At 68.5% G+C, this 26,583-nt stretch carries 23 protein-coding genes and 1 pseudogene; 13 read left to right on the top strand and 11 right to left on the bottom strand.

Features of this window, described 5'->3' with window-relative positions; translation table 11 throughout:
• Positions 1–113 precede the first annotated feature (113 nt).
• The gene (locus tag NY1_RS40350) at positions 114–917 is read left to right on the top strand and encodes a TrmH family RNA methyltransferase (RefSeq protein WP_067723116.1); all 804 of its coding nucleotides are present in this window, start codon (positions 114–116) and stop codon (positions 915–917) included.
• 16 nt (positions 918–933) lie between these two features.
• Positions 934–1,227 (top strand): DUF2537 domain-containing protein, encoded by a 294-nt coding sequence (locus NY1_RS40345; protein WP_067723114.1) that lies wholly within the window; start codon positions 934–936, stop codon positions 1,225–1,227.
• 4 nt (positions 1,228–1,231) lie between these two features.
• Here NY1_RS40345 and NY1_RS40340 read toward each other — a convergent pair whose 3' ends face one another.
• From NY1_RS40340 to serC, 3 genes are all read right to left on the bottom strand, one after another.
• Positions 1,232–1,969 carry a DUF6928 family protein gene (locus NY1_RS40340; RefSeq protein WP_067723112.1) on the bottom strand — a complete coding sequence of 246 codons (738 nt, stop codon included), beginning with the start codon at positions 1,967–1,969 and terminating at the stop codon, positions 1,232–1,234.
• A gap of 289 nt (positions 1,970–2,258) precedes the next feature.
• Positions 2,259–3,464 carry a septation protein SepH gene (gene sepH / locus NY1_RS40335; protein WP_067723109.1) on the bottom strand — a complete coding sequence of 402 codons (1,206 nt, stop codon included), beginning with the start codon at positions 3,462–3,464 and terminating at the stop codon, positions 2,259–2,261.
• A gap of 165 nt (positions 3,465–3,629) precedes the next feature.
• Positions 3,630–4,754, bottom strand: coding sequence for a phosphoserine transaminase (gene serC / locus NY1_RS40330; RefSeq protein ID WP_067723102.1), 1,125 nt, complete (start codon positions 4,752–4,754; stop codon positions 3,630–3,632).
• A 132-nt stretch (positions 4,755–4,886) separates the two neighbouring features.
• Here serC and NY1_RS40325 point away from each other — a divergent pair, with 132 nt between their 5' ends.
• Positions 4,887–5,612, top strand: coding sequence for a hypothetical protein (locus tag NY1_RS40325; protein ID WP_218028569.1), 726 nt, complete (start codon positions 4,887–4,889; stop codon positions 5,610–5,612).
• An 11-nt stretch (positions 5,613–5,623) separates the two neighbouring features.
• On the opposite strand, the gene NY1_RS40320 is transcribed toward NY1_RS40325, so the two are convergent.
• Together NY1_RS40320 and NY1_RS42505 are read right to left on the bottom strand one after the other, a co-directional pair.
• A complete protein-coding gene (locus NY1_RS40320; RefSeq protein ID WP_233434697.1) occupies positions 5,624–6,496 on the bottom strand; it encodes a polysaccharide deacetylase family protein in 873 nt (290 codons plus the stop codon).
• Positions 6,497–6,546: 50 nt separating this feature from the next.
• Positions 6,547–6,714 (bottom strand): DUF1272 domain-containing protein, encoded by a 168-nt coding sequence (locus NY1_RS42505; RefSeq protein ID WP_233041722.1) that lies wholly within the window; start codon positions 6,712–6,714, stop codon positions 6,547–6,549.
• A gap of 218 nt (positions 6,715–6,932) precedes the next feature.
• Between NY1_RS42505 and NY1_RS45340 the strand changes: the two genes are divergently transcribed.
• Positions 6,933–7,739: an RDD family protein gene (locus NY1_RS45340; RefSeq protein WP_067723101.1), complete on the top strand. Its 807-nt coding sequence runs from the start codon at positions 6,933–6,935 to the stop codon at positions 7,737–7,739.
• Between the two features lie 91 nt (positions 7,740–7,830).
• On the opposite strand, the gene NY1_RS40310 is transcribed toward NY1_RS45340, so the two are convergent.
• On the bottom strand, positions 7,831–8,973 hold the full coding sequence (locus tag NY1_RS40310; RefSeq protein WP_067723100.1) for a citrate synthase 2: 1,143 nt from the start codon (positions 8,971–8,973) through the stop codon (positions 7,831–7,833).
• A gap of 100 nt (positions 8,974–9,073) precedes the next feature.
• On the opposite strand from NY1_RS40310, the gene pdxH reads away from it, so the two are divergent.
• The 4 genes from pdxH to NY1_RS40290 all read left to right on the top strand — a co-directional run bounded on the left by pdxH (position 9,074) and on the right by NY1_RS40290 (position 14,241).
• The gene (pdxH, locus tag NY1_RS40305; RefSeq protein ID WP_084536290.1) at positions 9,074–9,823 is read left to right on the top strand and encodes a pyridoxamine 5'-phosphate oxidase; all 750 of its coding nucleotides are present in this window, start codon (positions 9,074–9,076) and stop codon (positions 9,821–9,823) included.
• Between the two features lie 144 nt (positions 9,824–9,967).
• Positions 9,968–11,248, top strand: coding sequence for an MFS transporter (locus NY1_RS40300; RefSeq protein WP_084536289.1), 1,281 nt, complete (start codon positions 9,968–9,970; stop codon positions 11,246–11,248).
• A 206-nt stretch (positions 11,249–11,454) separates the two neighbouring features.
• Positions 11,455–12,768, top strand: coding sequence for a citrate synthase (locus NY1_RS40295; RefSeq protein ID WP_084536288.1), 1,314 nt, complete (start codon positions 11,455–11,457; stop codon positions 12,766–12,768).
• A 264-nt stretch (positions 12,769–13,032) separates the two neighbouring features.
• Positions 13,033–14,241 (top strand): GNAT family N-acetyltransferase, encoded by a 1,209-nt coding sequence (locus NY1_RS40290; protein WP_067723098.1) that lies wholly within the window; start codon positions 13,033–13,035, stop codon positions 14,239–14,241.
• Positions 14,242–14,310: 69 nt separating this feature from the next.
• Here the strand turns inward: NY1_RS40290 and NY1_RS40285 are convergent, their stop codons facing one another.
• The gene (locus NY1_RS40285) at positions 14,311–15,909 is read right to left on the bottom strand and encodes a hypothetical protein (RefSeq protein ID WP_218028568.1); all 1,599 of its coding nucleotides are present in this window, start codon (positions 15,907–15,909) and stop codon (positions 14,311–14,313) included.
• Positions 15,910–15,968: 59 nt separating this feature from the next.
• Here NY1_RS40285 and NY1_RS40280 point away from each other — a divergent pair, with 59 nt between their 5' ends.
• Positions 15,969–16,367, top strand: a complete 399-nt coding sequence (locus NY1_RS40280) for a YccF domain-containing protein (protein ID WP_067723127.1) — start codon at positions 15,969–15,971, stop codon at positions 16,365–16,367.
• Positions 16,368–16,430: 63 nt separating this feature from the next.
• Here the strand turns inward: NY1_RS40280 and NY1_RS40275 are convergent, their stop codons facing one another.
• Positions 16,431–16,868: an Rv0880 family HTH-type transcriptional regulator gene (locus NY1_RS40275; RefSeq protein ID WP_067723096.1), complete on the bottom strand. Its 438-nt coding sequence runs from the start codon at positions 16,866–16,868 to the stop codon at positions 16,431–16,433.
• A 194-nt stretch (positions 16,869–17,062) separates the two neighbouring features.
• Between NY1_RS40275 and NY1_RS40270 the strand changes: the two genes are divergently transcribed.
• Positions 17,063–17,302: a DUF2530 domain-containing protein gene (locus tag NY1_RS40270; RefSeq protein ID WP_067723094.1), complete on the top strand. Its 240-nt coding sequence runs from the start codon at positions 17,063–17,065 to the stop codon at positions 17,300–17,302.
• A 13-nt stretch (positions 17,303–17,315) separates the two neighbouring features.
• Here NY1_RS40270 and NY1_RS40265 read toward each other — a convergent pair whose 3' ends face one another.
• Positions 17,316–19,376, bottom strand: coding sequence for a neutral/alkaline ceramidase (locus NY1_RS40265; RefSeq protein ID WP_233434696.1), 2,061 nt, complete (start codon positions 19,374–19,376; stop codon positions 17,316–17,318).
• Positions 19,377–19,521: 145 nt separating this feature from the next.
• Between NY1_RS40265 and NY1_RS40260 the strand changes: the two genes are divergently transcribed.
• Positions 19,522–20,136 carry a TetR/AcrR family transcriptional regulator gene (locus NY1_RS40260; RefSeq protein WP_233034819.1) on the top strand — a complete coding sequence of 205 codons (615 nt, stop codon included), beginning with the start codon at positions 19,522–19,524 and terminating at the stop codon, positions 20,134–20,136.
• Between the two features lie 139 nt (positions 20,137–20,275).
• Here NY1_RS40260 and NY1_RS44975 read toward each other — a convergent pair whose 3' ends face one another.
• Together NY1_RS44975 and NY1_RS45590 are read right to left on the bottom strand one after the other, a co-directional pair.
• Complete coding sequence (locus NY1_RS44975; protein WP_233434699.1) at positions 20,276–23,422, bottom strand: sacsin N-terminal ATP-binding-like domain-containing protein; 3,147 nt, start codon at positions 23,420–23,422, stop codon at positions 20,276–20,278.
• A gap of 139 nt (positions 23,423–23,561) precedes the next feature.
• Positions 23,562–24,824, bottom strand: coding sequence for a DUF3027 domain-containing protein (locus NY1_RS45590; RefSeq protein ID WP_084536287.1), 1,263 nt, complete (start codon positions 24,822–24,824; stop codon positions 23,562–23,564).
• 17 nt (positions 24,825–24,841) lie between these two features.
• Between NY1_RS45590 and NY1_RS40245 the strand changes: the two genes are divergently transcribed.
• Both NY1_RS40245 and NY1_RS40240 read left to right on the top strand, forming a co-directional pair.
• Positions 24,842–25,639: a glutaminyl-peptide cyclotransferase gene (locus NY1_RS40245; RefSeq protein ID WP_067723086.1), complete on the top strand. Its 798-nt coding sequence runs from the start codon at positions 24,842–24,844 to the stop codon at positions 25,637–25,639.
• Positions 25,640–25,707: 68 nt separating this feature from the next.
• Positions 25,708–26,583 (top strand): annotated as a pseudogene (locus NY1_RS40240) (MFS transporter); the annotation flags it as partial.

Raw genomic sequence — 26,583 nt, 5'->3', positions numbered from 1 at the left:
TGCACCTGGCACGGACAGTCGAAGCCGGGGGCGGTCCCACCCCGGGCGCCAAACTACGCCGATCCCGGCGGCCCCGCGCGCTGAACGGGCGTCCGGGTGGCGAGAATGACACGGTGGCCGAAGTTATAGACATCGACGATCCGGGCGATCCGCGCCTCGACGACTTCCGCGATCTCAGCAATGCCGACCGGCGGCCCGACCTGCCCGGCGGCAAGGGCCTGGTGATCGCGGAGGGCACCGTGGTGGTGGAGCGCATGCTGGCCTCGCGCTTCCGGCCGCGCGCGCTGCTGGGGGTGGCGCGGCGCTTCGAACAGCTCGCCGACCAGTTGAGCGGGGTGGACGTGCCCTGCTACCGGACCACCGCCGAGGTGATGGCGGAGGTGGTCGGCTTCCACCTCAATCGCGGGGTGCTGGCCGCGGCCGCCCGCCCGGCCGAACTGAGCGCCGCGGAGGTGCTCGCTACAGCCCGCACGGTCGCGGTGCTGGAGGGCATCAACGATCACGAGAACCTCGGTTCGATCTTCCGCAATGCCGCGGGGCTGGGCGCGGACGCGGTGCTGTTCGGCGACCGCTGCTCCGATCCGCTGTACCGGCGCGCGGTGCGGGTGTCCATGGGCCATGTGCTGCGGGTGCCGTTCGCGCAATTGCCGCCGCTGCCCCGCAGTCTGGAACTGTTGCGCCGCAATGGTTTCCAGATCATCTCGCTCACCCCGAACCCGAAGGCGGAGTTGCTGTCCACCGCCATGACCGGCGCGAAGGTGGCGCTGCTGCTGGGCGCGGAGGGTCCCGGACTCACCGAGGAGACCATGGCGGCCAGCGATATTCGCGCGCGTATCCCCATGACACCGGGGACCGATTCGCTTAATGTGGCCACCGCCGCCGCCATGGCGTTCTACGAGAGAGTGCGTGCCGAGTGAATCCAGGAGCAGCCCCGTGAGTTATCCGCCGGACGGCCCCTACGGGTACGGGTACTCCGAGCCGACCCCGTGGGCGGCCGGGATCACCGTGGCGATCTTCGTCGGCGTGCTGACCGCGGCCGGGGTGTACGCGTTCGGGGAGGCGCTGGCCCAGGTGCATCCGCTGCTGGCGGTGGCGGTGAACCTGATCGCGGTCGGCGGGGCCACCCCGACCGCGTGGCGCTGGCGGTACGCGCCGGTGACCCGGTGGGTGATCGCCGGACTGGCCGGCGGCGTGCTGTTCGGCTGGCTGTCACTGCTGCTGGCCTGAGCCGTCAGGACACCCGATCGCGCCCGCGCAGCCAGCGCAGCAGACCGCGTTTGCCGTTCTCGGGTTCCAGATGCACCTCCGGCGGCGCTTCGGGCACCGGCGCCTGCCCCTTGGGGAACAGCGAGAACCCGCACACCTCGATCTGATCCGGGGTCAGCGCCTCCGCCGAAGACTTTCCGCGGTAATGGAATCCGAGCCATTCCTGATTGGCGGCATCGGCGAAATCGGGCGGATCGAAGGGCAGCAGCTGCGGGTCGGGCAGCTGGCCCGGTTCGAGTTCGATGGGATGCTCCCCCGCCCAGTGCTCACGCTCCCACACCAGCGGCAAGCCCTCGTCCTCCAGGATATTGACCCGCGTCGAACTGAACGCGCGCCGGAATTCCCCACGCTCCCAATGCGCGAACGCGCCCCAGCCGAGTGCGATGTCGTAGGCGACCAGGTAGGTGTGCTCGGAGGCGAGCGGGCGCACCAGCAGTTCCGGCAGCAGGGTCGGGCGCGCCAGTGCGGCCTGGGTGGAGCAGACGACGGTGACGCCGGGATAGCAACCGATATAGACGGATTCGGGATCGGGTCCGGCCCAGACCTTCATGGTGCCGGAGGCGGCGGGCACCACATCGCGATCCGGATTGAGCTGCCGGGCCAGCGCCCACGCCGCCTCGGGATCGGGCCCGGGGTGCGCGCGCAGCACGGCCACCGGGTCGGGGGCATCGACGTACCAGAGGGACGAAACGGTGGATGGCACTTTCCGGCACCTCCCGAACTCTTCGCGCACCGGCCCGATACCGCTGGGCTGGCTACTTTATAGCAACTTCGAGCGATCGGCGTCCGGCCACAGCGTTCGAGCCGGACTCGCAATCACTGCCACTACCAAAAATCTACCCCCGCCACGGCCGAAATGTCGCAGTTGCGCAACCTTGTTCCCGGCGCGCCGGACCGGAACCGGCCCGCTGTGATCACACAGCGGGTTCCGATGGCTGGCAACTAGTCAGCATCCAATGGGGTGAAACCGGGCGAAACGGCCAGGGGAAGGGTCAGTGACCCGAGCTGCGCACGCCTAGGAGGACGTCTTCCCACGACGGCATGGGGGCCTTGCCGCCACGCTTGGCCCGATTCGGCTTCTGCGCAGCGGGTTTCGGGGCGGGCTGAGCCGGAGCCGCCTCGGCGGCGGGCTCGGCGGTCGTCGCGGCGGCCGCGGCGGCCGGACGCTCCGCGGGAACAGCGGGACGCTCGGGCGCGGGACGCTCGGCGGGAATCTCCGCCGGACGTTCCACGGCGGCCGGACGCTCGGCCACCGGACGTTCGGTGGCTTGACGCTCGGCGGGCTGACGTTCCACCACGGGACGCTCCACCGCCGGACGTTCCACCACGGGACGTTCCAGCTGGCGATCGGCGACCCGGTCCGAACGATCCGGCGCGGAAGGCGGATTCGGCGCGACGGGGGCGGGAGCGGCGGCAGCGGCGGGCACCGGCACGGTGTCCGCGCCGACCGCGGCCCGCTGCTCGAAGTACCCGTCGAGCGTCTGGTGACCGGTGGCCCGGGCGGGCGCGGCCTCGTATTCGGCGGCGCGTTCGGTGCGCGGCGCGGGAGCCGGCGCCGGATCCAGGGCGCCGTCGGTCTGATCCGGCAGGATGCTGGCCAGCCCGCGCAGGGCCCGGCCGAAGTCGGGATCGATGAGATCGGAGGCCGGATCGTCCAGCGGCACCACGGAGCCGCCGTGCGCGTCGGGCTGGTAGCGCCAGTGTGCGGCGATCACGGAACGACCGGCCTGCCACTGCAATTGGGCCACCCAGTAGCCCTTCTCGTCCTTCCAGGCGTCCCATTCGGCGACCTCGATATTGTGCCCGCGCTCCGCGAAAGCGGCGGCCACGATGTCGATCAGGGTCTCCACGGCGGGGCCGTCGTTGCGGACCGGGTGCGCCTTCTGCGCCAGCTCGGCGGCCCGAGCGCGTTCCAGCAGAACGGGATACGCGAAGCGCTCGACCCGAGACAGCGGCATACCGGACTCTTCGGTCACCTGCTCCACCGAAGCACCGGCACGAATACGGGCCTGGATATCGCGAGGACGCATCGTGGCTTCCATTTCGATCTCGATCTGGCCGAATCGGGCAAGGTCTCCACGGGCAGCCGCACGCAGCTTGTCATCCGCTGCCAGCCGGTACTTCTGGCCTGTCTCGGTATCGATGCACACGATGTGCGTGGAATCGGGCGTCAACCCGATTACTCGAAGTTCACGCACCGTTACCTCCTTATCGCGTCGGCTCGCGACACCGCCCACGTTCTGGAACAGTAGTGCACTTCTGTGAATCGTGGGGCAAGACACGCGGCGCGGAAATCTGTCGCCAGACTCCCGCGCCGCATACTGTGTCTCATTTGGCCCTGTGTGTCAGGGCATTTTCCGGTGTCAGCCGATCTTTTCGACGACCCAATCGATGCAGCGGGTCAGCTGCGACACGTCCTCGGGATCGATGGCCGGGAACATGCCCACGCGCAGCTGGTTACGACCCAGCTTACGGTAGGGCTCGGTGTCCACGATTCCGTTGGCGCGCAGCACCTTCGCCACCTGCGCCGCGTCCACGGTGTCCGCGAAGTCGATGGTGCCGACGACCTGCGAGCGCAGCGCCGGGTTCTGTACGAACGGGGTGGCGAACTCGCTGGTCTCGGCCCACGAGTACAGGCGCGAGGAGGAATCCGCGGTGCGCTTCACGGCCCAATCGAGACCGCCGTTCCCATTGAGCCATTCGATCTGATTCGCGAACAGCAACAGCGTGGCGAGCGCGGGCGTGTTGTAGGTCTGGTCCTTGGTGGAGTTGTCGATGGCGATCGGCAGCGACAGGAATTCCGGCACCCAGCGACCGGAGTTCTTGATTTCCTCCACGCGCTCCAGGGCCTTCGGGCTCATCAACGCGATCCACAGGCCGCCGTCGGCCGCGAAGCACTTCTGCGGCGCGAAGTAGTACACGTCCGAGTCGGCGACGTTGACCGGCAGACCGCCCGCGCCCGAGGTGGCGTCGATGGCGATCAGCGCGTGCTCCGAACCGGCCGGGCGCGAAACCGGAATGGCCACACCGGTGGAGGTCTCGTTGTGCGCCCAGCCGATGAGGTCGACCGACGGATCCGAGGTCGGCTCGGGGGCGTCGCCCGGCTCCGACTTGACCACGATCGGGTCACCGATGAACGGGTTGCCCTTGGCCACCGAGGCGAACTTCGAGGAGAACTCGCCATTGCTCAGGTGCAGCGACTTCTCGCGGATCAGGCCGAACGCGGCCGCGTCCCAGAACGCGGTGGTGCCGCCGTTGCCCAGCACGACCTCGTAACCGTCGGGCAGGGAGAACAATTCGCGCAGACCGGAGCGCACCCGGGCCACCACATCCTTGACCGGCTTCTGCCGGTGGGAGGTGCCGAACACCGAAGCGCCGGTATCCACCAGGGACTGCAGCTGCTCGGGGCGGACCTTGGAGGGGCCGCAGCCGAACCGTCCATCGGCGGGCTTGAGATCGTCGGGGATGGTCGGGAACGCAGAGGTCATGGCGACAAGGGTAGTGCGTGGCGGAGGTCTCAGCTGCGAGTGGGTAGGCCCTGCAACACCATCGGACCCCGGATTCGGCAAACACCGGGTATCGCTGTGGCACACGACACAGACCCACTACCGTGCAGCAGCATGAACAAGGCCGCGCCCGACCGCTCGGACCCTGACGCCGACCAGCCGCCCGCCCCCGCGAATCCCGGGCGCGCGCAAGGGCTGCCGGCCGCGCCCCGCCCCGGCCTGTTCACCCGGCTGTCCTCGCAATTCGGTTCCCGGGGACTGCATCGGCACGGGCCGGTGCTGGAACCGGCGGCCCGGCGCGAATTGCTGGTGCACGGCGTCGAGGGCATCGCGACGGTGCTGGATCAGGCCCAGCGGTCCGATGGCGGGCACGAGTTCTGGGTGCGGATCCGGGTGGAGGATCAGCATCCGTACGAGATCCGGGTGCGGCAGCGGGTGAGCAATGCCGATCTGGAATGGATGCAGCCCGGCGACATCATCGCCTGCCGGGTGGATCCGGGCGATCGGGAGCGGGTGGCGCTGTATCTGCCCGCGCCCGAGGAGGCCACCCGGACCAATATCGCCAGGATCCTGGCGCACGGGCGGCGCGCCCAGGCCACCGTGCTGGCCGCCACCCCGGTGGCCGCCGACTACCGCGGGCGCGACAATCCGGTGCTGCGGCTGGACCTGGAATTGCACGCCTGGGACGAGCCGGCGCCGTGGCGGGTGCGGGTCGTCCAGCCGGTGCCGCTGGCCGCGCTGGAGCTGGTGGATCTGGGCTGCCGTTTGGCAGCCGCCTTCTTCACCGTCGATCGCGGCGAATCGGTGGCGATCGACTGGGCAGCTTCCCGCGAACAGTAGGGCTCGAAAGGTCAGGGCAGCCGGACGAATTGGAAGCCGTTTGCTTTGAGCGCGGGCAGCGCGGCGTACATGCCCGGGCCGGTGCCGGAATTCGGGCGGTGCATATGGGCCAGTGAAATGCCGCCGGGCTTGGCATTGCTCATATTCGCCTGCACCTGGGCGGCGGTGGCGGTGGCGCCGAAATCGGCATTGATGGTGTAGCCGAGCGGAGTCTCGCCCAGTTCGCCGACGATCGCCACGGCCAGATCGTCGTAATGCGCGGTGCCCGGCCGGAAGAAGCGCGGCCCACGACCGGTGAGGGCGACCAGTCGTTCGTGATTGCCCCACACCTCGTCCACGGCTTCCTGTGCGGAGCCGGTGCCCTTGATCTCGTAGGCGGGCCGGCCGTTCACCGCCAGCGGCCGGTGCGCGGTGCCGTGATTGGCCAGCTCGAACAGCGGGTTGGCGGCCAGCTGGCCGGCGCGGGCCGGATTGGCGTCGATCCAGCGCTTGTTCAGGAACAGGGTGGCCGGAATCTGCTGGGCGATCAGCAGACTCAGCAGATTCTCGTCGATATCGTTGTTGCCGGGACCGCCGCAGGCGTCGAAGGTGACGTGGAACTGTTTGCCCGCGGCATTGAAATTGCTGACCACGCCGGAGATATCGGTGCCCCAGGATTGCGGCTTCCGGTTCGCGTACTTGGCCGCGATGGCGCTGGGATCGAGGGCCGCGGCCATGGGCGCGCGCACCGGCGTCACATTCAGATCGGTCCGGCTCAAAGGCGGTTCGAGCACCTTCTCGGACGAATTGCCGTTGGCCACACCGCATCCGGCGGTGACGAATCCCGCGGCGAACGCCGCACCCGCGGCCAGCAAGCGGCGGCGGGACAGTCCTGCGTCAAACACCGGAGCAGGTTATTGCAGGACAAACGCCGTGGCCAGAGCCAGATTCAGGATTATTTCAAACGTCGCGGCCTGGCAACCAGCTCGCCACCGCAGTTGGGGCAGACGTCATTCATTGTTTCCGCGCAGGGCACACAGAAGGAGCATTCGTAGGAGCAGATGCGGGCCGGGCCGTCGGCGGGGAGTTCGGCAACCTCGCAGCGTTCACAGCGGTTTCTCATCTCCAGCGCCATGTCGGACCTCCCGTGTAATTTTCGCCGCCGCACCGATTGTGCCGGGACCCCGGAATATTCGGCGCGACCGATCTGCCCGAATACACCAGACTGTAGCCTGGCCCGGCCGCAATGACGGCGGAGCCGCTCACGCGTTCGCTTCGTCGCACGTGGACCCCGCCGGCTCGCCGGCTGCCTCGAATTCGCTCCAAGGAAACAAGAAACATATGACTTACCCGAACAATCCGTACCCGCCCCAGCAGCCCGGCTACGGCGGTCAGCCCGCCTACGGCGCGCCCCAGCCCGGATACGGTGCGCCGCAACCGGCTTACGACGCCCAGCAGCCCGCCTACGGTGCGCCCCAGCCGGGATATGGTGCGCCGCAGCCCGGTTACGGCGCCCCGCAGCCGGGATACGACGCCCAGCAGCCCTACGGTGCACAGCCGGGATACGGCGCGCCCCAGCCCGGTTACGACGCTCAGCAGCCCTACGGTGCGCAGCCGGCTTACGGTGCGCCGCAATACGGTTACTCGCCCTACGGCGGGGTGCCGCAGCTCGGCGAGTACGCGCACTGGGGCCTGCGGGTCGGCGCGCGGTTGCTGGACGGCCTGATCTTCATGCTCCCCGGCTATCTGCTGGTCGCCATCGCGGGCGCGGCCTTCACCGAAGAGGTCAGCTGCCCGAAGCCGTCGTCCTACAGCAGCAGCTACGACTACAGCTGCACCGGCGGCGGACCCTCCGGCGTCGGCATCGCGCTCATGCTGATCGGCTACCTGGCCATCCTCGGCGGCACGCTGTTCAACATCTACAAGGAAGGCACCACCGGGCAGACGGTCGGCAAGCGCATCGTCGGCATCCGGACCATCAAGGAGGCCACCGGACAGCCGCTGGGCTTCGGTATGGCGTTCGTGCGCCAGCTCGCCCACATCCTGGACGGCCTGCCTTGCTACATCGGCTATTTCGCGCCGCTGTGGGATGACAAGAAGCGCACCTTCTCCGACATGGTCATCGGCAGCGTGGTCGTCAAGGCTTGATCTTTGGCGGCTCTCCTCGCGGGGAGTGGGCCGCCAGATACGAAAGCGGCTCGCAGCGCAATGCTGCGAGCCGCTCTTCTGTTTCGTGGAATTACTTGCGCACGACCGTTTCCCAGCCGGTGACGGTTTCGGGCGAGCGGGGGGCCGGGCCGGTGTAGATGGCGGCGGGGCGGACCAGCTTGCCGAGTTTCTTCTGCTCGAGGATGTGGGCGCACCAGCCGGCGGTGCGGCCACAGGTGAACATGGCGGGCATCATGTGCGCGGGGACCTCGGCGAAGTCGAGGATGACGGCGGCCCAGAACTCGACGTTCGTTTCGATGGCGCGGTCGGGGCGGCGCTCGCGGAGTTCGGCCAGGGCGGCCTGCTCCAGGGCGGCGGCGACTTCGTAGCGCGGGGCGTCGAGGCGCTTGGCGGTCTCGCGCAGCACCTTGGCGCGCGGGTCCTGGGCGCGGTAGACGCGGTGCCCGAAGCCCATCAGCTTCTCTTTGCGGTCGAGGATGCCCTTGACCAGCGCCCGGGCATCGCCGGTCTGCTCGACGGCCTCGATCATCGGGAGCACGCGGGCGGGCGCGCCGCCGTGCAGCGGACCCGACATGGCGCCGATCGCGCCGGACAGCGAAGCCGCCACATCCGCGCCGGTGGAGGCGATGACGCGGGCGGTGAAGGTGGAGGCGTTCATGCCGTGCTCGGCCGCGGATACCCAGTAGGCGTCGATGGCCTCGGTGTGGCGCGGATCCGGGTCGCCCTTCCAGCGGGTCATGAACCGCTCGGTAATGGTGGCCGACTCGTCGATCTTCTGCTGCGGCACGGCGGGCTGGTAGATGCCGCGCGCGGACTGCGCGACATAGGACAGCGCCATCACCGAAGCGCGCGCCAGGTTCTCGCGGGCGGTGTCGTCGTCGATGTCCAGCAGCGGCTGGTAACCCCAAATCGGGGCGAGCATGGCGAGCCCGGCCTGCACGTCGACGCGGACGTCGCCGGTGTGGATGGGCAGCGGGAACGGCTCGGCGGGCGGCAGGCCGCGGCCGAACTCACCGTCCACCAGCAGGGCCCACACATCGCCGAAGGTGACGCGGTTGCCGACCAGATCCTCGATGTCGACGCCGCGGTACCGCAGCGCGCCACCGTCCTTGTCCGGTTCGGCGATATCGGTGGTGAAAGCGACGACGCCTTCTAGACCGCTGACGAAGTCGGCTGGGACGACTGAGCTGGGAACCGCAGCGCTGGCAGTCATGTTGTGACTCTCCTTGCAAATCGGGCTGTCCGATCCTTGGGCAGCCACGCCGATCTCCTTGACCTTAACGCGAGCATTACCGCGGAGTAACGTCTGGTCCATGGTTGACCAGGAGAAATTCGCCACTGCGCCGGAGGCGCGCAATGTCACCGGCGACCTCGATATCGCGTCCCTGCGGGTGGAGTACGGGGTGGACCAGGGCGACAACCATCCGGGCCTGGAAACCGACCTTGACGAGAGCTGGCTGGCCGACGGCTGGGAACCCTTGCTGCGCAATTGGATCGAACACGCCACCAGCGCCGGGCTCACCGACCCCAACGCCATGGTGCTGGCGACGGTCGAGATCACCGATTCCGGCCCGCGCCCCGCCACCCGCACCGTGCTGTGCAAGGGCCTCTCCCCCGAGGGTGTGACTTTTTACACGAATTACGAATCGTCCAAGGGCCGGGCGCTGACCGAAACCCCGTACGCCTCGGCCACCTTCGTCTGGCCCGCGCTGGGCCGCCAGGTCACCGCGCGCGGTCCGGTGCGGCGGGTCGCGCCCGAGCTCACCGAGGTCTACTGGCGATCCCGGCCGCGCGGTTCGCAATTGGGCGCCTGGGCCTCCCTGCAATCGCGCCCGATCGCTTCGCGCGAGCAGCTCGACGAGCAATTGGCCGAGGTCACCGAGCGTTTCGCGGATCTGGACTCGATCCCGGTGCCGCCGTTCTGGGGCGGTTTCCTGCTCCAGCCGGAGACGCTGGAGTTCTGGCAGGGCCGCCGCAGCCGCATGCACAATCGCCTCCGGGTCACCCTGGAACCGGGCAACACCGATGTGGCGGCGATGAAAATCGAGCGCCTCCAACCCTGATCCGGACTCCTGCCTGGGGGTTCGGCGGCGCCGGCGCCGAGCGTCCGGAAGTCGCCTTCCCCTTGATCGCAAGGGTTGGAGTCGTGGGATGAATCACCGGAAAAGGACTGCCGCCAGGTAATTCGTGGCGTTAGTCTCACGCCGGTGAAAGTGCTCGCCGACATAACCCCGCTCCGGAATCCCGACTATCGCCGCCTGTGGACCACCGGCGTAGTCACCGTCATCGGAGCGCAGCTGTCGGTCGTAGCGGTTCCCAAGCAGCTGTACGACATCACGCACAGTTCCGGCTATGTCGGCCTGGCCGGACTCTTCGGCCTGATCCCGCTGATCATCTTCGGTCTCTGGGGCGGCGCCCTCGCCGATGTGATGGACCGCCGCAAACTCCTGCTCATCACCAGCGCCGGCACCGGCCTCACCGCCCTGGCCTTCTGGGCGCAGGCCGCCGCCGGGCTGAACAATGTCTGGCTGGTGCTCGGCCTGTTCGCCGTCCAGCAGGCCTGTTTCGCGGTGAACCAGCCCGCCCGCAGCGCCATCTACCCGCGCCTGCTGCCCGAAGAGCAACTGCCCGCGGCCAATTCGCTGTCCATGACGGTCATGCAGTTCGGCGCCATCGCCGGTCCGGTGGTGGCGGGCATGCTGATTCCGGTCACCGGCCTGTCCACGCTCTATCTGCTCGATGCCGTCGCCCTGCTCGCGACCCTGTGGGCCACTTGGAAACTCCCGCCCATCCCGCCCACCGGCACCGCCCGCCGCGCCGGGCTGCGCGAGGTCGCCGACGGCTTCGTCTACCTCGCCACCCAGCGAATCCTGCTGGCGTCCTTCGCCGTCGACGTGGTCGCCATGGTCTTCGGCATGCCCCGCGCCCTCTTCCCCGAGATCGCGCACGACACCTTCCCCGGCACCAACGACGGCGGCACCGCCCTCGGCCTGCTCTTCGCCGCCATGTCGGTGGGCGCGGTACTCGGCGGCGTCTTCTCCGGCTGGCTCTCCCGCATCCGCCGCCAGGGCCTGGCCGTGGTGATCCTGATCGTGCTGTGGGGCCTGGGCATGGTCGGCTTCGGCCTGGCCGTCGGCGCGGCCGGGCACGGGCTCAGCACCACCGTCGCCCTCTGGATCGCCTTCTCCTGCTTGGCCTTCGGCGGCGCGGTCGATATGTTCTCGGCCGCCCTGCGCACCACCATGCTGCAATCGGTGGCCACCGACGAGATGCGCGGCCGCCTGCAGGGCGTCTTCATCGTCGTCGTGGCGGGTGGACCCCGCATCGGTGATGTTGCCCACGGTTTCGCCGCGGCCGCGGTGGGTACCGCAGCAGCGGCTGCGGGCGGCGGCGTGCTGGTGGTGCTCGGCATGGTGATCTCGGCACTCGTTTTCCCAGCGTTCATCCGGTATCGGGTGGCCCGGGCACACGCCGAAGTGCCCGCCTGACCGGTCGCGCGCACTGCCCGGCGGTGCGGTCCATGCCGATAGCACATGACCGCACCGCACCTCACCTCGTGACGAGGTGACTGTGAGGTAGTTAAGGGTGACCCTCATTAGTCGGGCGTAACGCCCAGCGGCTAGCGTTGTGGCAAGCGCGTTGTGTGCCGACCGCGTGCAATGCCTACGGTTTCAAGCCTGAGAGGGATCCTTCCGTGCCCGCTGAGAACATCATCAACGTCGACGACGACGCCAAGCCGGTACTCACCTACCCCGGCGGCGAGTACCCGATGACCGTCGCCAAGGCTGTCGAGGGCAATGACGGGATCGACCTGGGCAAGCTGCTGGCCAGCACCGGGTACGTGACCTATGACCCCGGCTTCATGAACACCGCGTCGACCAAGTCGGCGATCACCTACATCGACGGTGAAGCGGGCATCCTGCGCTACCGGGGTTACCCGATCGAGCAGCTGGCCGGTAAGTCGACCTTCATCGAGGTCTCCTACCTGCTCATCTACGGCGAGCTGCCGACCCAGGCCCAGCTCGACGACTTCACCAACCGGATCCGCCGGCACACGCTGCTGCACGAGGATCTCAAGCGCTTCTTCGACGGCTTCCCGCGCAACGCGCACCCCATGCCGGTGCTGTCCTCCGCGGTGAACGCGCTGTCGGCGTACTACCAGGACTCGCTGGACCCGCGCGACCCCGAGCAGGTCGAGCTGTCCACCATCCGCCTGCTGGCCAAGCTGCCGACCATCGCGGCCTACGCCTACAAGAAGTCGGTCGGTCAGCCGTTCCTCTACCCGGACAACTCGCTGTCGCTGGTGGAGAACTTCCTGCGGATGACCTTCGGCTTCCCGGCCGAGCCGTACGAGGTCGACCCCGAGGTCGCCGCGGCCCTGGACATGCTGCTCATCCTGCACGCCGATCACGAGCAGAACTGCTCGACTTCGACCGTGCGCCTGGTCGGTTCGTCCGACGCCAACCTGTTCACCTCGGTGTCCGGCGGCATCAACGCGCTCTGGGGCCCGCTGCACGGCGGCGCCAACCAGGCCGTGCTGGAGATGCTGGACGAGATCAAGGCGAACGGCGGCGACGTCAAGGAGTTCGTCCGCAAGGTCAAGAACAAGGAAGACGGCGTGAAGCTCATGGGCTTCGGGCACCGCGTCTACCGCAACTACGACCCGCGCGCGACCCTGGTCAAGAAGGTCGCCGACCAGATCCTGGCCAAGATCGGCGGCGACGACCAGCTGCTCGATATCGCCAAGGCCCTCGAAGAGGCCGCGCTGACCGATGACTACTTCATCGAGCGTCGCCTGTACCCGAACGTCGACTTCTACACCGGCGTCATCTACCGGGCGATGGGCTTCCCGACCCGCATGTTCACCGTGCTGTTCGCCATGGGCCGCCTGCCGGGCTGGATCGCGCACTGGCGCGAGATGCACTCCGAGCCGCTGAAGATCGGCCGTCCGCGCCAGATCTACACCGGCTACGGCGAGCGCGACTACAACGACATCAGCGGCCGCTGATGCGCTGACGCGCAACGAATTCCACCCCGTCGCCACAATCGTGGCGGCGGGGTTTCGTGTTTACAAGAAGTCTTTAAGCATCTTGCTGGGCGGGTCCGGCATTGTTCTTCTTGCGAGGCCGGACACCGGCCCCGCAATCGGGGGAAGTAGGGGGGAGGACCCCGGGGTCACCTGTCACGGCGGGGAGGACAGGTGGCTCCGGGTGTTCGTTTCGATCGGAAATATTCGGATGCGGACGAATCGCCGACCTGTCATCGTCGGGTCATGGCATCCGCGAATGGCTTCACGATCCGTTCGGCCACCGAGGACGACTGGCCGCAGATCATCGAACTTATCGAAACCTGCTTCGGTTTCCGGAACGTCCCCGAAGAGATCCCGATCAAAAAGGAAATCTTCCCGGTGGACCGTGCCCTGCTCGCCATCGACGACGGCCGCGTGGTCGGCCACACGGTGGACCGGCACATGACCCTCACCGTGCCCGGCGAACGCATCGCACAGGCCTGCGGCGTCTCCGCCGTGGTGGTCGCGCCGACCCATCGCCGGCGCGGCATCCTGCGTTCGCTCTACACCGAACTGCATCAGCGGGTGGAGGACGAGGGGCTGCCGCTGACCATCTTCACCGCCAGCGAGGGCACCATCTACGGCCGCTTCGGCTACGGCCCCAGCATGGTCATCCAATCCGTCTCCATCGATCGCACCAAGGCCCAATTCCGTGCCACCACACCGGATCCCGGCGGCGTGCGGATGGAGTCCCCGGCCGCGGCCCGGCCGCACATCGAAGCCGTCTACGACCGCTGGCGGCGGCTGCTCCCGAGCGCGCAGCTCCGGCCGGAGGCAGACTGGAATCTGATGTTCGCCGACTCCGAACCGCATCGGGACGGCGCGACAAGCCTTTTCGCGCTCACCCATCCGGACGGTTACGTGCTCTACCGCCGGGACTGGCGCAAGGACGATACGGCGGTCGCGATCGTCACCGAGTTCCGCGCCATCACCCCCGAGGCGCACGCCGCGCTGTGGCGGGTGCTGCTGAGCCTGGACCTGGTCCGCACGGTGGAGGCCGAGATCGCCCCCGACGATCCGCTCCCCTACCTGCTGACCGATCCGCGCCTGGTGAAACCCGGCGGCCGCTGGGACGGCCTGTGGACCCGGTTGATGGACGTGCCCGCCGCGCTCACCGCCCGGACCTACGCGGCGGACCTGGATACGGTTGTGGCCGTGGACGATCCGTTCCGGAACGCGGGCGGCACCTTCGCCCTGCGCATTCGCGACGGCGTGGCGGAATGCGAACCGACCACCAGAACTCCCGATATCGAGATCGGAATCGATGTCCTGGGTAGTCTGTATTTCGGCGCGCACCGAGCGCGAGTCTTCGCTGCCGCCAACCGCATCCAAGCCAAGGAACCGACCGCCCTGCGCGCTTTCGACGCGGCGTTCATCGCCGAACGCGACGCCCAGCTCGGCTGGTTCTTCTAGGTTCCCCTGCAGGGAAACCAGCGCCGGGCGGCACCAGAGATGGTGCCGCCCGGCCTTTTTCGCGGGGTGCTACTTGGCGATCTTGGCCCGGAACGGGCCGCCCACACTGTTGAACAGCAGGTCGCCGTTGGGGAGAGCCTCGATCAGCGCGTACGCGCCGTTGCCCAGATTGGACTGCCCGAAGACGGTGCGGTGCACCGTTTCCCCCGTCTTCCAATCCAGGCCGGTGACCTCCCAGCCGTCGGCCTTCGAGTAGCCGTTCACGAAGACCACGCCCGCGCCCGAGGACACCGCGGGCACCATCGAGGTGGAGACCACGTCGCCGCGCGTCCAGGCCGAATTCCACTGGTGCGCCGCGGGATCCCATTCGAAGCGCTGCATGCCGTGCGGCGGCGCGTCGACCGGTCCATTAGCCAGCACGTCCACCAGCCGGTCCGGCTCACCGCCCGCCCCGATGTTCTGCACCACGAACGCGCCGTAACCGTTCACCACCACCGACTGTTCGGACTGGATGAATTCGGGCTTCGGATCGGGCAGGCCCGCCGTCACCTCGATCTGATCGGCGATCCGGTTCGATTTGGCCCCCGGCTTCTGCTGGAAGCCCGACGGAATCTCGTTGCGCCAGAAGGCGACCAGCTTCATGTGATCGGAACCATCGGTGATGACGACCAGTTCGTCGCCCTTCTCGTCGAAGCCCATGAGCGTCGGCGTGGACCCGGTGCCGATGCCGAATTTCACCGCCGGGGGCTGCCGGCCGAAGTCGTAGGGCGAGGACCACGCGCCGTCCGCCTCGTCGGTGGAGAGCTTGCCGTCCTTCCACACCACCTTGTGCATGATCTTGTCGGAAGCGAAGTACAGGCCGTTGTGCTCGTCCACCGCCATGGAATTGGAGACCGTCTCGTCGTCGCCGATGCGCAGCGTCACCGGATCACCGGTCAGGTCCCGGTTCAGCACCGACAGCGACCGCGACGCCAGCGCGAGCAGGTGCCCGTCGTAGGTCATGCTCAGCCCGACCACGTTCTCCGGAATGCCGAGGGTGGTCATGCCGGTGCCCAGCAGCGGTTTCAGATCGCGCTGCGCGACGATCTCCAGGCCGTCGGCGGGCTTGTCCTTGTTCTTCAGGCCGTATACGCCGTTCTTCAAGCGCTGCCAGTCCTGACCGGGCCACTCCTGTGCGATGGCGGCCTGGATCTGCCCGGCGTCGGTGTACTGCTGATTCAGCACCGCGTCCAGGGCCTGGGTGCTGATCGGCGCGGCGCCGGGCACGTCCATCGCGGCGACCTCCTTGAAGCCACCGGCCGAGACATCGACGTAGCGCGGACCCGAGGTGGAGGAGATCCACCAGTAGTTCGCGTCGGGCGAGGCCATGGTCATGATGTTGACCGGGCCGCCGGGCACCCGCGGCATCTGCGCCGGGTCGATGTGGAAGGTGCCGCGCGGCGGGGCGGCCGGAAAGCTGTCGCTCTGACCGGAGTCGATGTGGGTGATGCCGAATTTCTCGGCGGACAGGTACGGGTTGCGAGCCGGGCCGGATCCGGCCGCGCTCGCACCCGCGGAGCTGGTCGAGGTCGACTTGGCATCGCTGTCGTCACTGCTACAGGCGGCCAGGGTGGTCGCCGCGGCGAGGGCCAGCACGGTCGTCAGCAGAGCCCTGACGAGTACTAACACCGAAGAGTCAGGGTTTTCCCGGTGGTGGGGCGGGCGGTGCCGCTGGCATGCTGGAGGACATGAAGCCGATCCAGCTGATTCTGAACGTCCTGTGGTTCGTCCTGGTCGGGTTCTGGATGGCGCTGGGCTATGTGCTCGCGGGGATCATCTGCTGCATTCTGATCATCACGATCCCGTGGGGCATCGCCTCGTTCCGGATCGCCTCGTTCGTGCTGTGGCCGTTCGGGCGCGAGGCCGTCGAGAAGCCCGGGGCGGGTGTGGGTTCCATGCTCGGCAATATCGTGTGGATCATCGTGGCCGGTTGGTGGCTGGCGATCGGGCACCTGTTCACGAGCATCGCGCTCGCCATCACGATCATCGGAATCCCGTTCGCGTGGGCGAACCTGAAACTGATCCCGATCTCCCTGTTCCCCCTCGGCCGCGAAATCGTCCCCAGCGACCGGGCTTTCGGGTCCTGAACCGGGTGATTGCCCGCAGGTAAGGGGTTTCAGGGGCTCGCCCCTGAGGGCCCCGGGAGTGGGTTACTCCGACTCGTCGACGATCTGCTTCATGATGCCCACAGCCTCTTCGAGGACCGCGATCTGCTCGGGGCTCAGCCCCGAGAGCTGATCGGTCATCCAGGCCTCGCGCGCCTGGTTCTCGTCGGCGATGAGGGCGCGACCGGCGTCGGACAGGCTCACGATGATCTGCCGTCCGTCGGTCGGGTGCGGATTGCGTTCGACCAAGCTCATTTCGGAGAGCGACGCGATCACCCGCGTCATGGAGGGCGGCTGCACCCGCTCCTTGGCCGCCAGCGCGCCCGGCGTCATGGAACCTTCGCGATTGAGCGTCGCGAGTGCCGACAGCTGGGTCAGCGAAATCTGGGCATCGGCGCGCCTACCGCGCAAATGTCGCGTCAAGCGCACCACCGCCAGCGAGAGGTCACCGGCGAGCGCTCGAATATCGGAAGGCGTTGTCACAGAGGCAAACGATACGTGACGCCTCGCGCACGGGTCGGGTGTTCGGGTCGACCGGCCCGCACGGTCTCCACCTGCGACGTCCCAGCCGCCACCGGCGCGCGAACCTACCGGTACGCAAGCCGAACGTTTGCCACGGACCGGACACCGCGCCACGCATCGGGCACGACCCCGGAGCGCGCTCTAGGCTGGATCGCGTGACCCAGCCCGTACCCCAGATCCCGCCGCGCCTCACCGACCCGCGCCCGGTGCTGGCCGTCGGCTCCCTCGCCTGGCTCGTCGCCACCGTCGTCGTCTGGCTCAACGACGCCTGGGCCCCGGCCCGCCCGATCTGCCTGATGGGCCTGGCGGTCGGTCTGCTCGCCTACTCCATCTTCTGGCTCCAGCGCCGCAGCGCGCGCCGCGGCGACAAGGGCGCGCAACTGGGTCTGGAGTAGTTCCGGGAGCCGTTCAGAGCACGTCGAACTCGGCGCTGAGACCGGTGAACGGGAGCAGTGCGCCGTCGGCGGTGAGCTGATCGGCGAAGTGCTGGAAGCGGTATCGGCCGGGCGCGGCATCGCCCGGGATATCCCAGGTGAAGCGCGCCACCGAAACATCGGTCCCGCGTTTGCTCCAGAAGAACTTCACCGCCCACTCGCCCTCGTTGGCGACGCGCTGCCAGCCGGATCCGGTCTGCCGCTGCACTTCCAGGAACGTGCCGTTGCGGCGGGTGTTGTGTTTCGGGTGGGCCGAGACGAATTCGGCCTGCGCCTGCTCGCCGCGCGCATAGGACGCCGCGGGCTGGGTGAGGACGTCGCCGAAGGCGGTGCCGGGCAGGGTGGCGTCCGGGCCGGGCGCGGCGACGAAATTCGGCTGCAGGTTGGACACGTCGCGCGGCGCGGGACCGCGCGGCACGGTCTGGCGGGCCGCGAAAGCCGTTGCCAGCCGGTGGAATTCCTGTTGATACGCGGGCAGCGTGTAGCGCCCGTACAGCGTCGACCCGCCCTCGTACTGCTGCGCGTCGTACTCCTCCGGCGTCGCCACGTACTCGTGATAGGCATTGGCGTAGCCCTGCATGAGCACCTGCTCCAGCGGCACGCCCAGCGCCGCCGCCACCACCCGCCGGATGCGCAGCCCCGACACGATGGTGAATTCCGCACCGCCACAGGCGAGATACAGCTCGCCGATGCGCACCAGCTGAATCGGCACCACGCTCGGCACCCACGGCACCGGCGGCATGATGCCCAGCGGCGCCACGATCGCCTTGGGCGCCTGCGCGTCGGCCAGCCAGTCCGGCACCGGCGCGTTCGCCCCACCGAGCGCGTCCACGAACGGGTTTCGCACGCCCTCGGGAATCGGCACGCCCGGCAGGCCCGGCCCGTCCTCGACGCTGCCCGCGATGAGCGAGACGCCGGCGCAGGCGGCGGCGGTGTGGCGGTTCTGCCCGCTGCCCGTCCACTTGCCGTCCACCTCGATATCGGCGATGTCGATGTAGCAGAGCAGGCTGTCCACCGGGCCGCAGACGGTGCGAGCGGCGGCCAGCGCGGATTTACCCGCGCGATATTGCCGTTCGCCGATGATGCGGGTGTTCTCGAACTCGTTCCGCGTCGGCCCGTCGGTGGGGTGAAGGTTCAAGTTCGGTGACATATCACCGGAATTGGTCTGCGGGAATGCCGCCACGAAATCCGCGCCGTCGAGGTATCGCACCCCGTGTTCCCCGTGTTCGTAGGCGAACGACGCATAGCCCTTGTTGTCGCCACTGATGAGCCGGTTGCTGTTGCTCATGGAGGTGTTGTGGGTGGCGAACCAGGTGATGGCCCCGACCTGTTTGCCGCCTTTGCGCAGCGACAAGACGGTGACCGCCGGATCGATGCCTTCCGGGAAAACCTGTTTATCCGCTTCGGGATTGCGTTCGAAGGCCACCCGGGACCGATTCACGCTGGCGTCGTGCAATTCCCCGCGGCCGAGTTCCAGGGTGCCGGGCGAGAGATCGGCGTCCGCGGCGGCGATGGCCTCCACGATGCCGTTCACCTCGGCGTCGTAGACCTGTTGCTGGAAGCCGAGAATCGAGAGGTTGTAGGCGTAGTCGTGGCTGGAGCCGCCGCAGGTGGCGTGCGAATGGGTGGAGGTGAGCAGCACGTTCTGCTCGGTGTAGCGGTCGCCGAAGCGCCGGGCCAGCTCCTGCATGACGCCGCGGTGCACGGACTGGAAGATCATGCCGTTGTCGGCGACCAGGTAGACGACCCGCCGCTCGCCGCTGTCGATGATGTAGGCGCGGGCGCGCGGGCGCAGATGAATTCCGGCGGTGTCCTGCCCGAATTGCGAATAGCCCATCATGCCGCATTCTGCAGCGGGACCGGTGATGTCGGAAATGCCCACCCCGATCAGGTAGTCGCCGCCGGCCGCGCGCGCCTCACCGTCGGAGATCGCGAGGTGTGCGGAGACGGCGAAGGCGGCCGAGCCCGCCGCCGCCGTGGCCAGCACCGTCCGGCGCGAGACCGGGATCGCCCCGGTGGTTCCCTTGTCCGACATCGCCATTCGAGCCTCTCTTCTGTTGTGGAGCAGCGAACCACAGAACTGGACGTTCGTCCAGACCAGACTTGATGAGCGAACTTTCCGACCGTGCGAATTGACTGCACGCGCAATGGACGCTTAACTCTGCGGAGTGTCCTCCCGATTGAGCGTCGAAGAACGACGGGCCCACCTTATCGAGGCAGCCATCGGCCTTGCCGAAAAAAAGGGCGTGGCAGGAGTTACCACGCGCGATGTCGCGCAAGCTGCCGGTGTTTCCCTGGGTGTGGTTCATTACTGTTTCGAAAACAAGGACCAACTCATGACAGAGCTGGTCAAGGCCCTCTCGATGGAATTGCGAGATTCCGTCGATGCCAACGAAGCGGTATGGCAAGACGTCGGAACCGGAAAAGAAGCGCTTCAGAAATTGGTGCGCGCTGGACTGGAACTCATGTGGCTCAACATCGAAGCCACTCCCGAACGTCAACTACTCACCTATGAAACCACCACCTACGCACTCCGCGAAGGTGAACAAACTCCGGCAAAACTCGCAATCGCGCGTGAGCAGTACACGTTCAACGACTCCACGGTCGCGGACATCATCGAGCACGCACGCGAAGCCACCGGCACCCAGTGGACAGTTTCCGTCGCCACGCTCAGCCGGTTCATGCTGGCTGCCATCGACGGGATCGTGCTGCGGTGGCTGGTCGACAACGACAGCGCCGCGGTGCGCGAACAGCTGGACGTCCTAGCCGGGATGATCGTCTCGCATTCGGCCTGAAATCCCATCCACCCCAACGTGATCCGCGCCCGCCGCACGATTGTGCGGCGGGCGCGGTCGTTCGCGGCCGGGCGAGGCGATCCGGGTGCGCGGCCGGGAACGGGTGCGCGCCAGGCGCGACCGGTTCCCGGCCGGGCGGTTAGGGACGCGGGCCGAACTGCACGTGCGTGGTGTCGCCGTCCTCCCACCAAGTGACGGCCACGGTGTCTTCGACGGCGCCGGACAGCTGGACGCGGAGATCGTCGTGGATCACCAGTTCGCCCATGGGAGCGGGCAAGTCGAACTGCAGGCGCAGCAGCACGCCGAGCGGATCGGCGGCCCAGGTGGTGGGCCGGCCTTCGCTCACCACCTCGGCGGTCACCGCTTCCGAGGCCAGCGGCAGGTTGAGCAGGTCGGAAAGTGCGGCGGCGGAGGCGATATCGCCGACCACCAGGCGGTCGGCGGGCAGCGCCGGGCCGAACCAGGGGCGGTCCAGCACCAGGGCGTCGGCGGCCTCGATGACCGCGCCGGACAGGGCGCGCACATGCTCGGGGACGGCCAGGTCCTCCAGGTCCAGGCGGTCCGCTTCGAAGGCCTCCGCGAGCAGCCGGTAGGTCTGTGAAATCGATTCCGGGACCGGCATTCTCGCCGGATCGGCGAGCGCGTCGAGAAGTTCCTCGGCCAGGACCGGGGTCATCACCTCGGGGGCGGCCAGCACGCCGCGCAGGACGGTCAGGTCCAGTGCGGGGAAGCCCGGCAGTTGCGGCAGCAGGCCCGCGAACTGGGCGTCGTCCGGATGCCGTATGAGGCCCAGCGGAATGCCGTCGATCTGTGCGTGCTGGCGCAGCCACCACGCGGTGTAGCCGTCGCGGTCGGCCAGCAGCGCGCGGGTGGTCTGGTCGTCGAGCAGCAGTCGCAGGGCTTCCGGCCATTCGGCCTCGTCCACCAGGTCCAGATCGCGTACCGCGACGAGTTCGCGCGGATCCTCGTCCAGGGTGTCCCACCAGGCTTCCTCGTCGTCGAGGTGATGGTCCGGGCCGGTCGGGTCCTCCTCGGTGACCAGTGTGAAGCTCCAGCCGACGCCGATGGCGCGCAACGCTTCCGCGCCGTACCGCTCCACCGTCTCCGGTCCCAGCACGCTGAACGGGGAATCGTGCACCAGTACGCGGGCCAGCGGCGCGTCCGGCAGCAGCAGCTCGTCCGCCGGACCGAATTCGCCGGTGGCGTCCGGCAATTCGAGCAGGCCGAGCCAAGTCGGCAGCACACCCGGCACAGTATTGGCGTGCCGCGCCAGGCCGAGCACCGCCTCCACGGTATCCGGGTCGCCCGGATCGTCCTCCAGGATCGCCTGCAGCGCCGGATCACTCAGCAGATCCTCCGGCGTGGCCGTTTTCGCCCCGAGCCGCCCCAGCAGCTCGTGCGCAGCCTCGGGATGCACCAGGCGTGCCCAATGCACCGGAATCGCCGTCTCCAGCTGATCGTCCAGCACGACGGTGCGCGGACCGGTCACCATCCGCCCGTCCGTCAGCGGCACCGACAGCGCACCCAGCTCCTCCACCGACAGCGGATCCCCCGCGAACACGTCCAAGGCGTCGTACAGCGAATAGAACCACTGCGGTTCCCGTTCGACAGCCCCTGACAACTCCGCGATCCGCGCCAGCCCGATCCGATGCACATCCAGCACAGCCAGCGCATCCGCGTAAGCCCGCGTCGACAGCTCCGGAATAACCACCGGCCCAACCATTTCCGCCAGCAACGGCGCCAATTCCACCGTAGCCCCGGTGAACACGCTCGCCCGCCGCGGCGAGGCCACCCCCTCCCGAATGACCACCGGCTCCCCCACTGGCACCGTCGCACCCACCGTTACCTCGAACGGCGGCAACTCCACCCGCGCCCCCGCGGCCTCATCTACCGACCCGCCCGACGAAACGTCCTCACGCCCTGCATCATCGGCCACAGAAACCGCCGGCACCGGATCGGCCGCGAAGAGCTCGAACTGATCGCCCGCCAATGGAAATCCGAGCTGATCGGCGGCCACACCGCGCGCAGCCCTAGCCCCACCGCCACTGGCGGCGGCCTCGGCGGACTCGGAGTCGCCCCCGGCGGGCGCGGTGTCGGGGTCCGCGATCCCACCGCCGGCACCGGTCCCCGCTGGCGCGGCCGCAGTTCGCTGGGCCCCGAGGGATTCCGAAACCGCTGCCGCAGCCGGTGTTTCGAGTTCCGGGGCGGGTGCGGGCGAGAGGTCGGTGGTGCCGCCGAGGACGGGCAGCCATTCGTGTTCGCGGAGTTCGGTGATGAGGGCTTCGCGGAGCAGGCTGTCGGCCTCGCTGCGGGCGAAGGCGGGTAGTGGGACGAGGACGAGGCGGTCGCGGGGTGGCAGGGCGCGGGCGAAATCGGCGTAGCCGGAGGCGAGTTCGGCCACGTGCGCGCCGGGGAGCAGGCGGCGGCGGTCCGGTTGCATGGCGATATCGGCGATGAGCAGCGCGGGGAGGGAGAGTTCCTCGTCGGAGCGGGTCGGGGCGCGCAGCACGTCCGGGCGGGCCGGTACGGGGCGGCCGTCGCGGATCGGGAGCAGCCACCGGGCACGGGGGGTGCGGTACTGCCACCACACCTGTTCGTCGTCGTCCGCGCCGCAGATCCGCACCTGCTGCAGACCGTCCGCGAGATCCTCGACCACACTGGAGATCTCGTCGTCGCCGACCAGGATCTCCTGCAGCGCGGGCAATTCCAGCAGCAGATCCACCGCTTCGGCGCGCATGCCCGCGAGCAGCGCGACGGCATCCACGTCGGCGCGCAGCCGCAGCACGATCTCGCTGTCGAACCCGGCCGCCGGTTTCGCCTCGGCCGGCCACACCAGTCGCAGGGCGGGCGCCACGAATTCCTCCGGGCCGTCCGGGATCCCGATCCCTTGCGCGGTCAGCTCGGCGAGAGTATCGGCCCGCGAGAACCGCACCGAGCCACCGCTGGAACGGAATTCGGCCGCATCAGCGACGCTCAGCACCGCGGTGAATCCCACACCGAACCGGCCCACCGAGGCGTCCCCGCTGCTCTTCGCCGAGGCCCGCAGCGCGGTCAGCGCGTGCACACCCGAAACATCCAGCGGCACACCGGTATTGGCCACATGCAGCAGATCACCCTCCAGCCACACCGCGACCCGTCCGGCCACGCCGGCCTTGGCAGCGGCATCGGCCGCATTCTGCGCCAGCTCGGTCAGCACCCGATCCCGATACCCCGCCCGCACCAGATCGGCCTCGGTGGCCGCATCCTCCCGCAGCCGAGTCGGCGAATCCCGCCAAGCCGCCAGCACTCCGGCTCGCAACCCCGCCGTCCCGAACGGATCCCCGACCTCGACCGTCACCGGCTCTCACACCCTTCCCGCCGCGCGGCGAATTGCCGCGGCTCCGCCAGAAAACATCTGACCGTACCGGGGATGGAGTGACGCGCTGCTACTGCCCCGAAATGCCGGAATCGTCCGAAGGTTCGGGGCCGGTTTCCGGCTCTACCTTTACGGCGGTGACCGCCCAGGCGTCGTCGTACCTGGCGTCCGGATCGGCGGTATCGAACAAGGTCACCGCGCCGGTGTCGGTGTCGGCGACGATCTCGACGATGTCGGGTTCGGTGTCCGGCGCCACGTCCGCGGCTTCCACTACGACAGCCGTCACCGCATTCGTGTCAGCCGCATTCGTATCGGCCGCAGCGGTTTCAGCCGCAGTCGTATCGGCTGCAGTGGTTTCGGTCGCTTCCGTCACCGCACCGGCATCGGCTGCCGTGTCCGCGACGGCCGCCGTCAGGACGACTGCGTCGGCCGCGGCGATTTCCGCGACGGCATCGGCGTAGTCCGAGGCGGTTTCGGCGGCTGCCGCGGCGGCGGCCAGGGATTCGATGGTGAGGACCGAATCGGCTACCGAGAGAGCGGCATCGGCCGGTTCGGTGGGGAGGGGGTCCGGTTCGGGCTTGCGGAGTTCTTCGGCGGGAACGATTTCCACCGCGGCGTCGTCGTAGGCCTCGTACAGGGGGGAGCCCTGGCCGGAGGGGACCTCGACGTCGGAGTGGGCGCCGCAGCCGTAGTTCATGTGCACCACGTGGCCGTCGGCGCCCATGGCATTGGCGCAGACGCCGAAGGCGGAGCGGAAGGAACCGGCGAGCGGGACGAAGAAACCGCAGACGCCGCAGGTGCCGGGGGCGGCCCGGGCCATGTCGGTGTCGGGGCCGTATTCGGAGAACCAGCGATCGGCGGCTTCCTCACGGCCTTCGCGGGAGAGCACGCGCGGACGGCCGAGGCCGAGTTCCAGGGCCACCTCGTCGACGACGGGATCGCCGGAGAGCAGATAGCCGGGCAGCAGGCGCGGATCGTCCGCGGGGGTGGCGAGCAGGTCGCCGGGCGACAGGTCGCCGGGGCGCACGCGCTGATCCCACGGAATGAAGTCGGGGGCGACGAGCGCGTCGGGGCCGGGCAGCAGCGCCGATTCGCTCACCGTGGCATGGCCCGCTTCCGGCGGGGCCGCCACCACGACCGCCCACTGCCAGCCGCGATAGCCGGGCAGCGTGGCCTCGAAGTGATGGGTGGCCGAGGACTCGTCCTCGGCGGTCACGCCCAGATGGGCGCCGACGCCGACGGGCTCCAACTCCAGGAGCGCACGGCGAGCCAGGTCGACCGCCTCCGCCAGGATCGGCCGTACAACGGACTCCGAAACTCCAACCGCGCTCACGCCCTACATTTTGCCGTATGGAGTGCAAACGGCGTGCACCGGTAGTAAGCGTCATGATCGTGCTGTCCACGGTCGTGGGGCTGGGCGGGGCGAGTTCCGCCTGTGGCCGGGAAACCGACGACACCCCGCGCCTGCGTGTCGAGGTGGTGGCGACACGCCCGCACGACACAGCGGCTTTCACCGAGGGGCTGGAGGTGGACGGGGACGTGCTCTACGAAAGCACCGGCCTGCCAGGGCAATCCTTCGTCCGCGCGACCACGCTGACCGGCGGGAACGAGCTGGCGCGGGCGGATCTGCCGAATCCGCTGTTCGGCGAGGGCATCACCAGGGCCGGAAATGTGCTCTGGCAGCTCACCTATCGCGAGGGGATCGCCATCGCGCGGGACCCCGGGACGCTGGCCGAACTGCGTCGCACCAGCTACGACGGCGAGGGCTGGGGGCTGTGCACGCGGGCCGGGCGCGTCGTCATGAGCAATGGCACGAGCACGCTCACCTTCCGCGATCCGGAGACCTTCGCGATCACGGGGGAAGTGACTCTCACCACACGCAAGAACGCGAGGCTAAACGAACTCGATTGCGCCCCGGACGGTTCCGTCTACGCCAATGCCTGGCCGAGCGACACCATCCTGCAGATCGATCCGGATACGGGCGATGTGCGCGCGGCCATCGACGCCTCCGGGCTACTCCCCAGCAAGGCCCGCACGCCCGATACCGACGTCCTCAACGGCATCGCCCACCTCCCGGGTACCGACCGGTTTCTCCTCACCGGAAAAAAGTGGCCGACGAGCTACGAGGTCCGTTTCGTACCCAATTGAGCGAATTGTGGCGGTCATAACCAGCCGTCGTGCAGCCCCCGCTGGGCGACACTGCAAGAATTGGGTACGTGACTGCTCCCCGTGAACCAGGTGCCGATTCCGGTCGGTGGGGTGACGAGGAGACTCCACTCATCGAACGGCATCCGGGTTTCGACCGTTATCCACCTGCGAATACCCCCGCGCAGCGCCCGCCGGCGCGCCGCCCGGGCGAACCCGAGGTGCCCGATTTCCTGGCACACCGCACGCCGACCCGGCCGTACGGCAAGCAATCGGACCCGCAGCCCCCGCGGCAGCCACCGGCACCCCCGCCGCAAACGCCGGGCGAACCGCAGCGTCCCGACGCCACCCGGCCGATGGAGCAGGCCCAGGTTCCCGAGGACGAGACGGCGGGTTTGCACAAGCCGCCGCGCAAGCTGACCGTCACGCGGGTCGCCGCGCGCCGCAGCATCGAACTCACCGAGCGCGGTTTCGCCACCTTCAAACGCGCGGCCAAGGCGGACGGCGCGGAGGAATCCGGCCTCACCGCACTGGTTTACGCCACCATGGCGAACTTCGCGACGGACGCCGCGGTGGCGGTCGCCCTGGCGAACACGCTGTTCTTCGCCAGCGCCACGGCCGAATCCAAGACCAAGGTGGCGCTGTACCTGCTGATCACCATCGCCCCGTTCGCGGTGATCGCCCCGTTCATCGGCCCGATGCTGGATCGACTACAGCGCGGCCGCCGGATCGCCCTGGCGGGTTCCTTCGGCATACGCGTCTTCGTCGCGCTGCTGCTCATCTTCAATATCGACAACTGGGCGCTGTATCCGCTCGCGCTCTGCATGATGATCATGAGCAAGTCGTTCTCGGTGCTCAAGAGCGCGGTCACCCCGAGGGTGCTGCCACCGGGAATCGACCTGGTGCGCACCAACTCCCGGCTCACCGTGTTCGGACTGGTCGGCGGC

This window comes from Nocardia yamanashiensis NBRC 100130 (genome assembly GCF_001613325.1).
GTDB lineage: Bacteria > Actinomycetota > Actinomycetes > Mycobacteriales > Mycobacteriaceae > Nocardia > Nocardia yamanashiensis.
The sequence above is the reverse complement of the archived record's forward strand: the minus strand, read 5'-3'. Positions and strand labels throughout refer to the sequence as shown.

Bases quoted from the DNA above. Each gene is read 5' to 3' on its own strand.
- NY1_RS45340 (WP_067723101.1), top strand. From the start codon at position 6,933: ATGACTTACCCGAACAATCCGTACCCGCCCCAGCAGCCCGGCTACGGC.
- NY1_RS42505 (WP_233041722.1), bottom strand. From the start codon at position 6,714: ATGAGAAACCGCTGTGAACGCTGCGAGGTTGCCGAACTCCCCGCCGAC.
- NY1_RS40310 (WP_067723100.1), bottom strand. From the start codon at position 8,973: ATGACTGCCAGCGCTGCGGTTCCCAGCTCAGTCGTCCCAGCCGACTTC.
- NY1_RS40290 (WP_067723098.1), top strand. From the start codon at position 13,033: ATGGCATCCGCGAATGGCTTCACGATCCGTTCGGCCACCGAGGACGAC.
- pdxH (WP_084536290.1), top strand. From the start codon at position 9,074: ATGGTTGACCAGGAGAAATTCGCCACTGCGCCGGAGGCGCGCAATGTC.
- NY1_RS40265 (WP_233434696.1), bottom strand. From the start codon at position 19,376: ATGTCGGACAAGGGAACCACCGGGGCGATCCCGGTCTCGCGCCGGACG.
- NY1_RS40245 (WP_067723086.1), top strand. From the start codon at position 24,842: ATGGAGTGCAAACGGCGTGCACCGGTAGTAAGCGTCATGATCGTGCTG.
- serC (WP_067723102.1), bottom strand. From the start codon at position 4,754: ATGACCTCTGCGTTCCCGACCATCCCCGACGATCTCAAGCCCGCCGAT.
- NY1_RS40325 (WP_218028569.1), top strand. From the start codon at position 4,887: ATGAACAAGGCCGCGCCCGACCGCTCGGACCCTGACGCCGACCAGCCG.
- NY1_RS40280 (WP_067723127.1), top strand. From the start codon at position 15,969: ATGAAGCCGATCCAGCTGATTCTGAACGTCCTGTGGTTCGTCCTGGTC.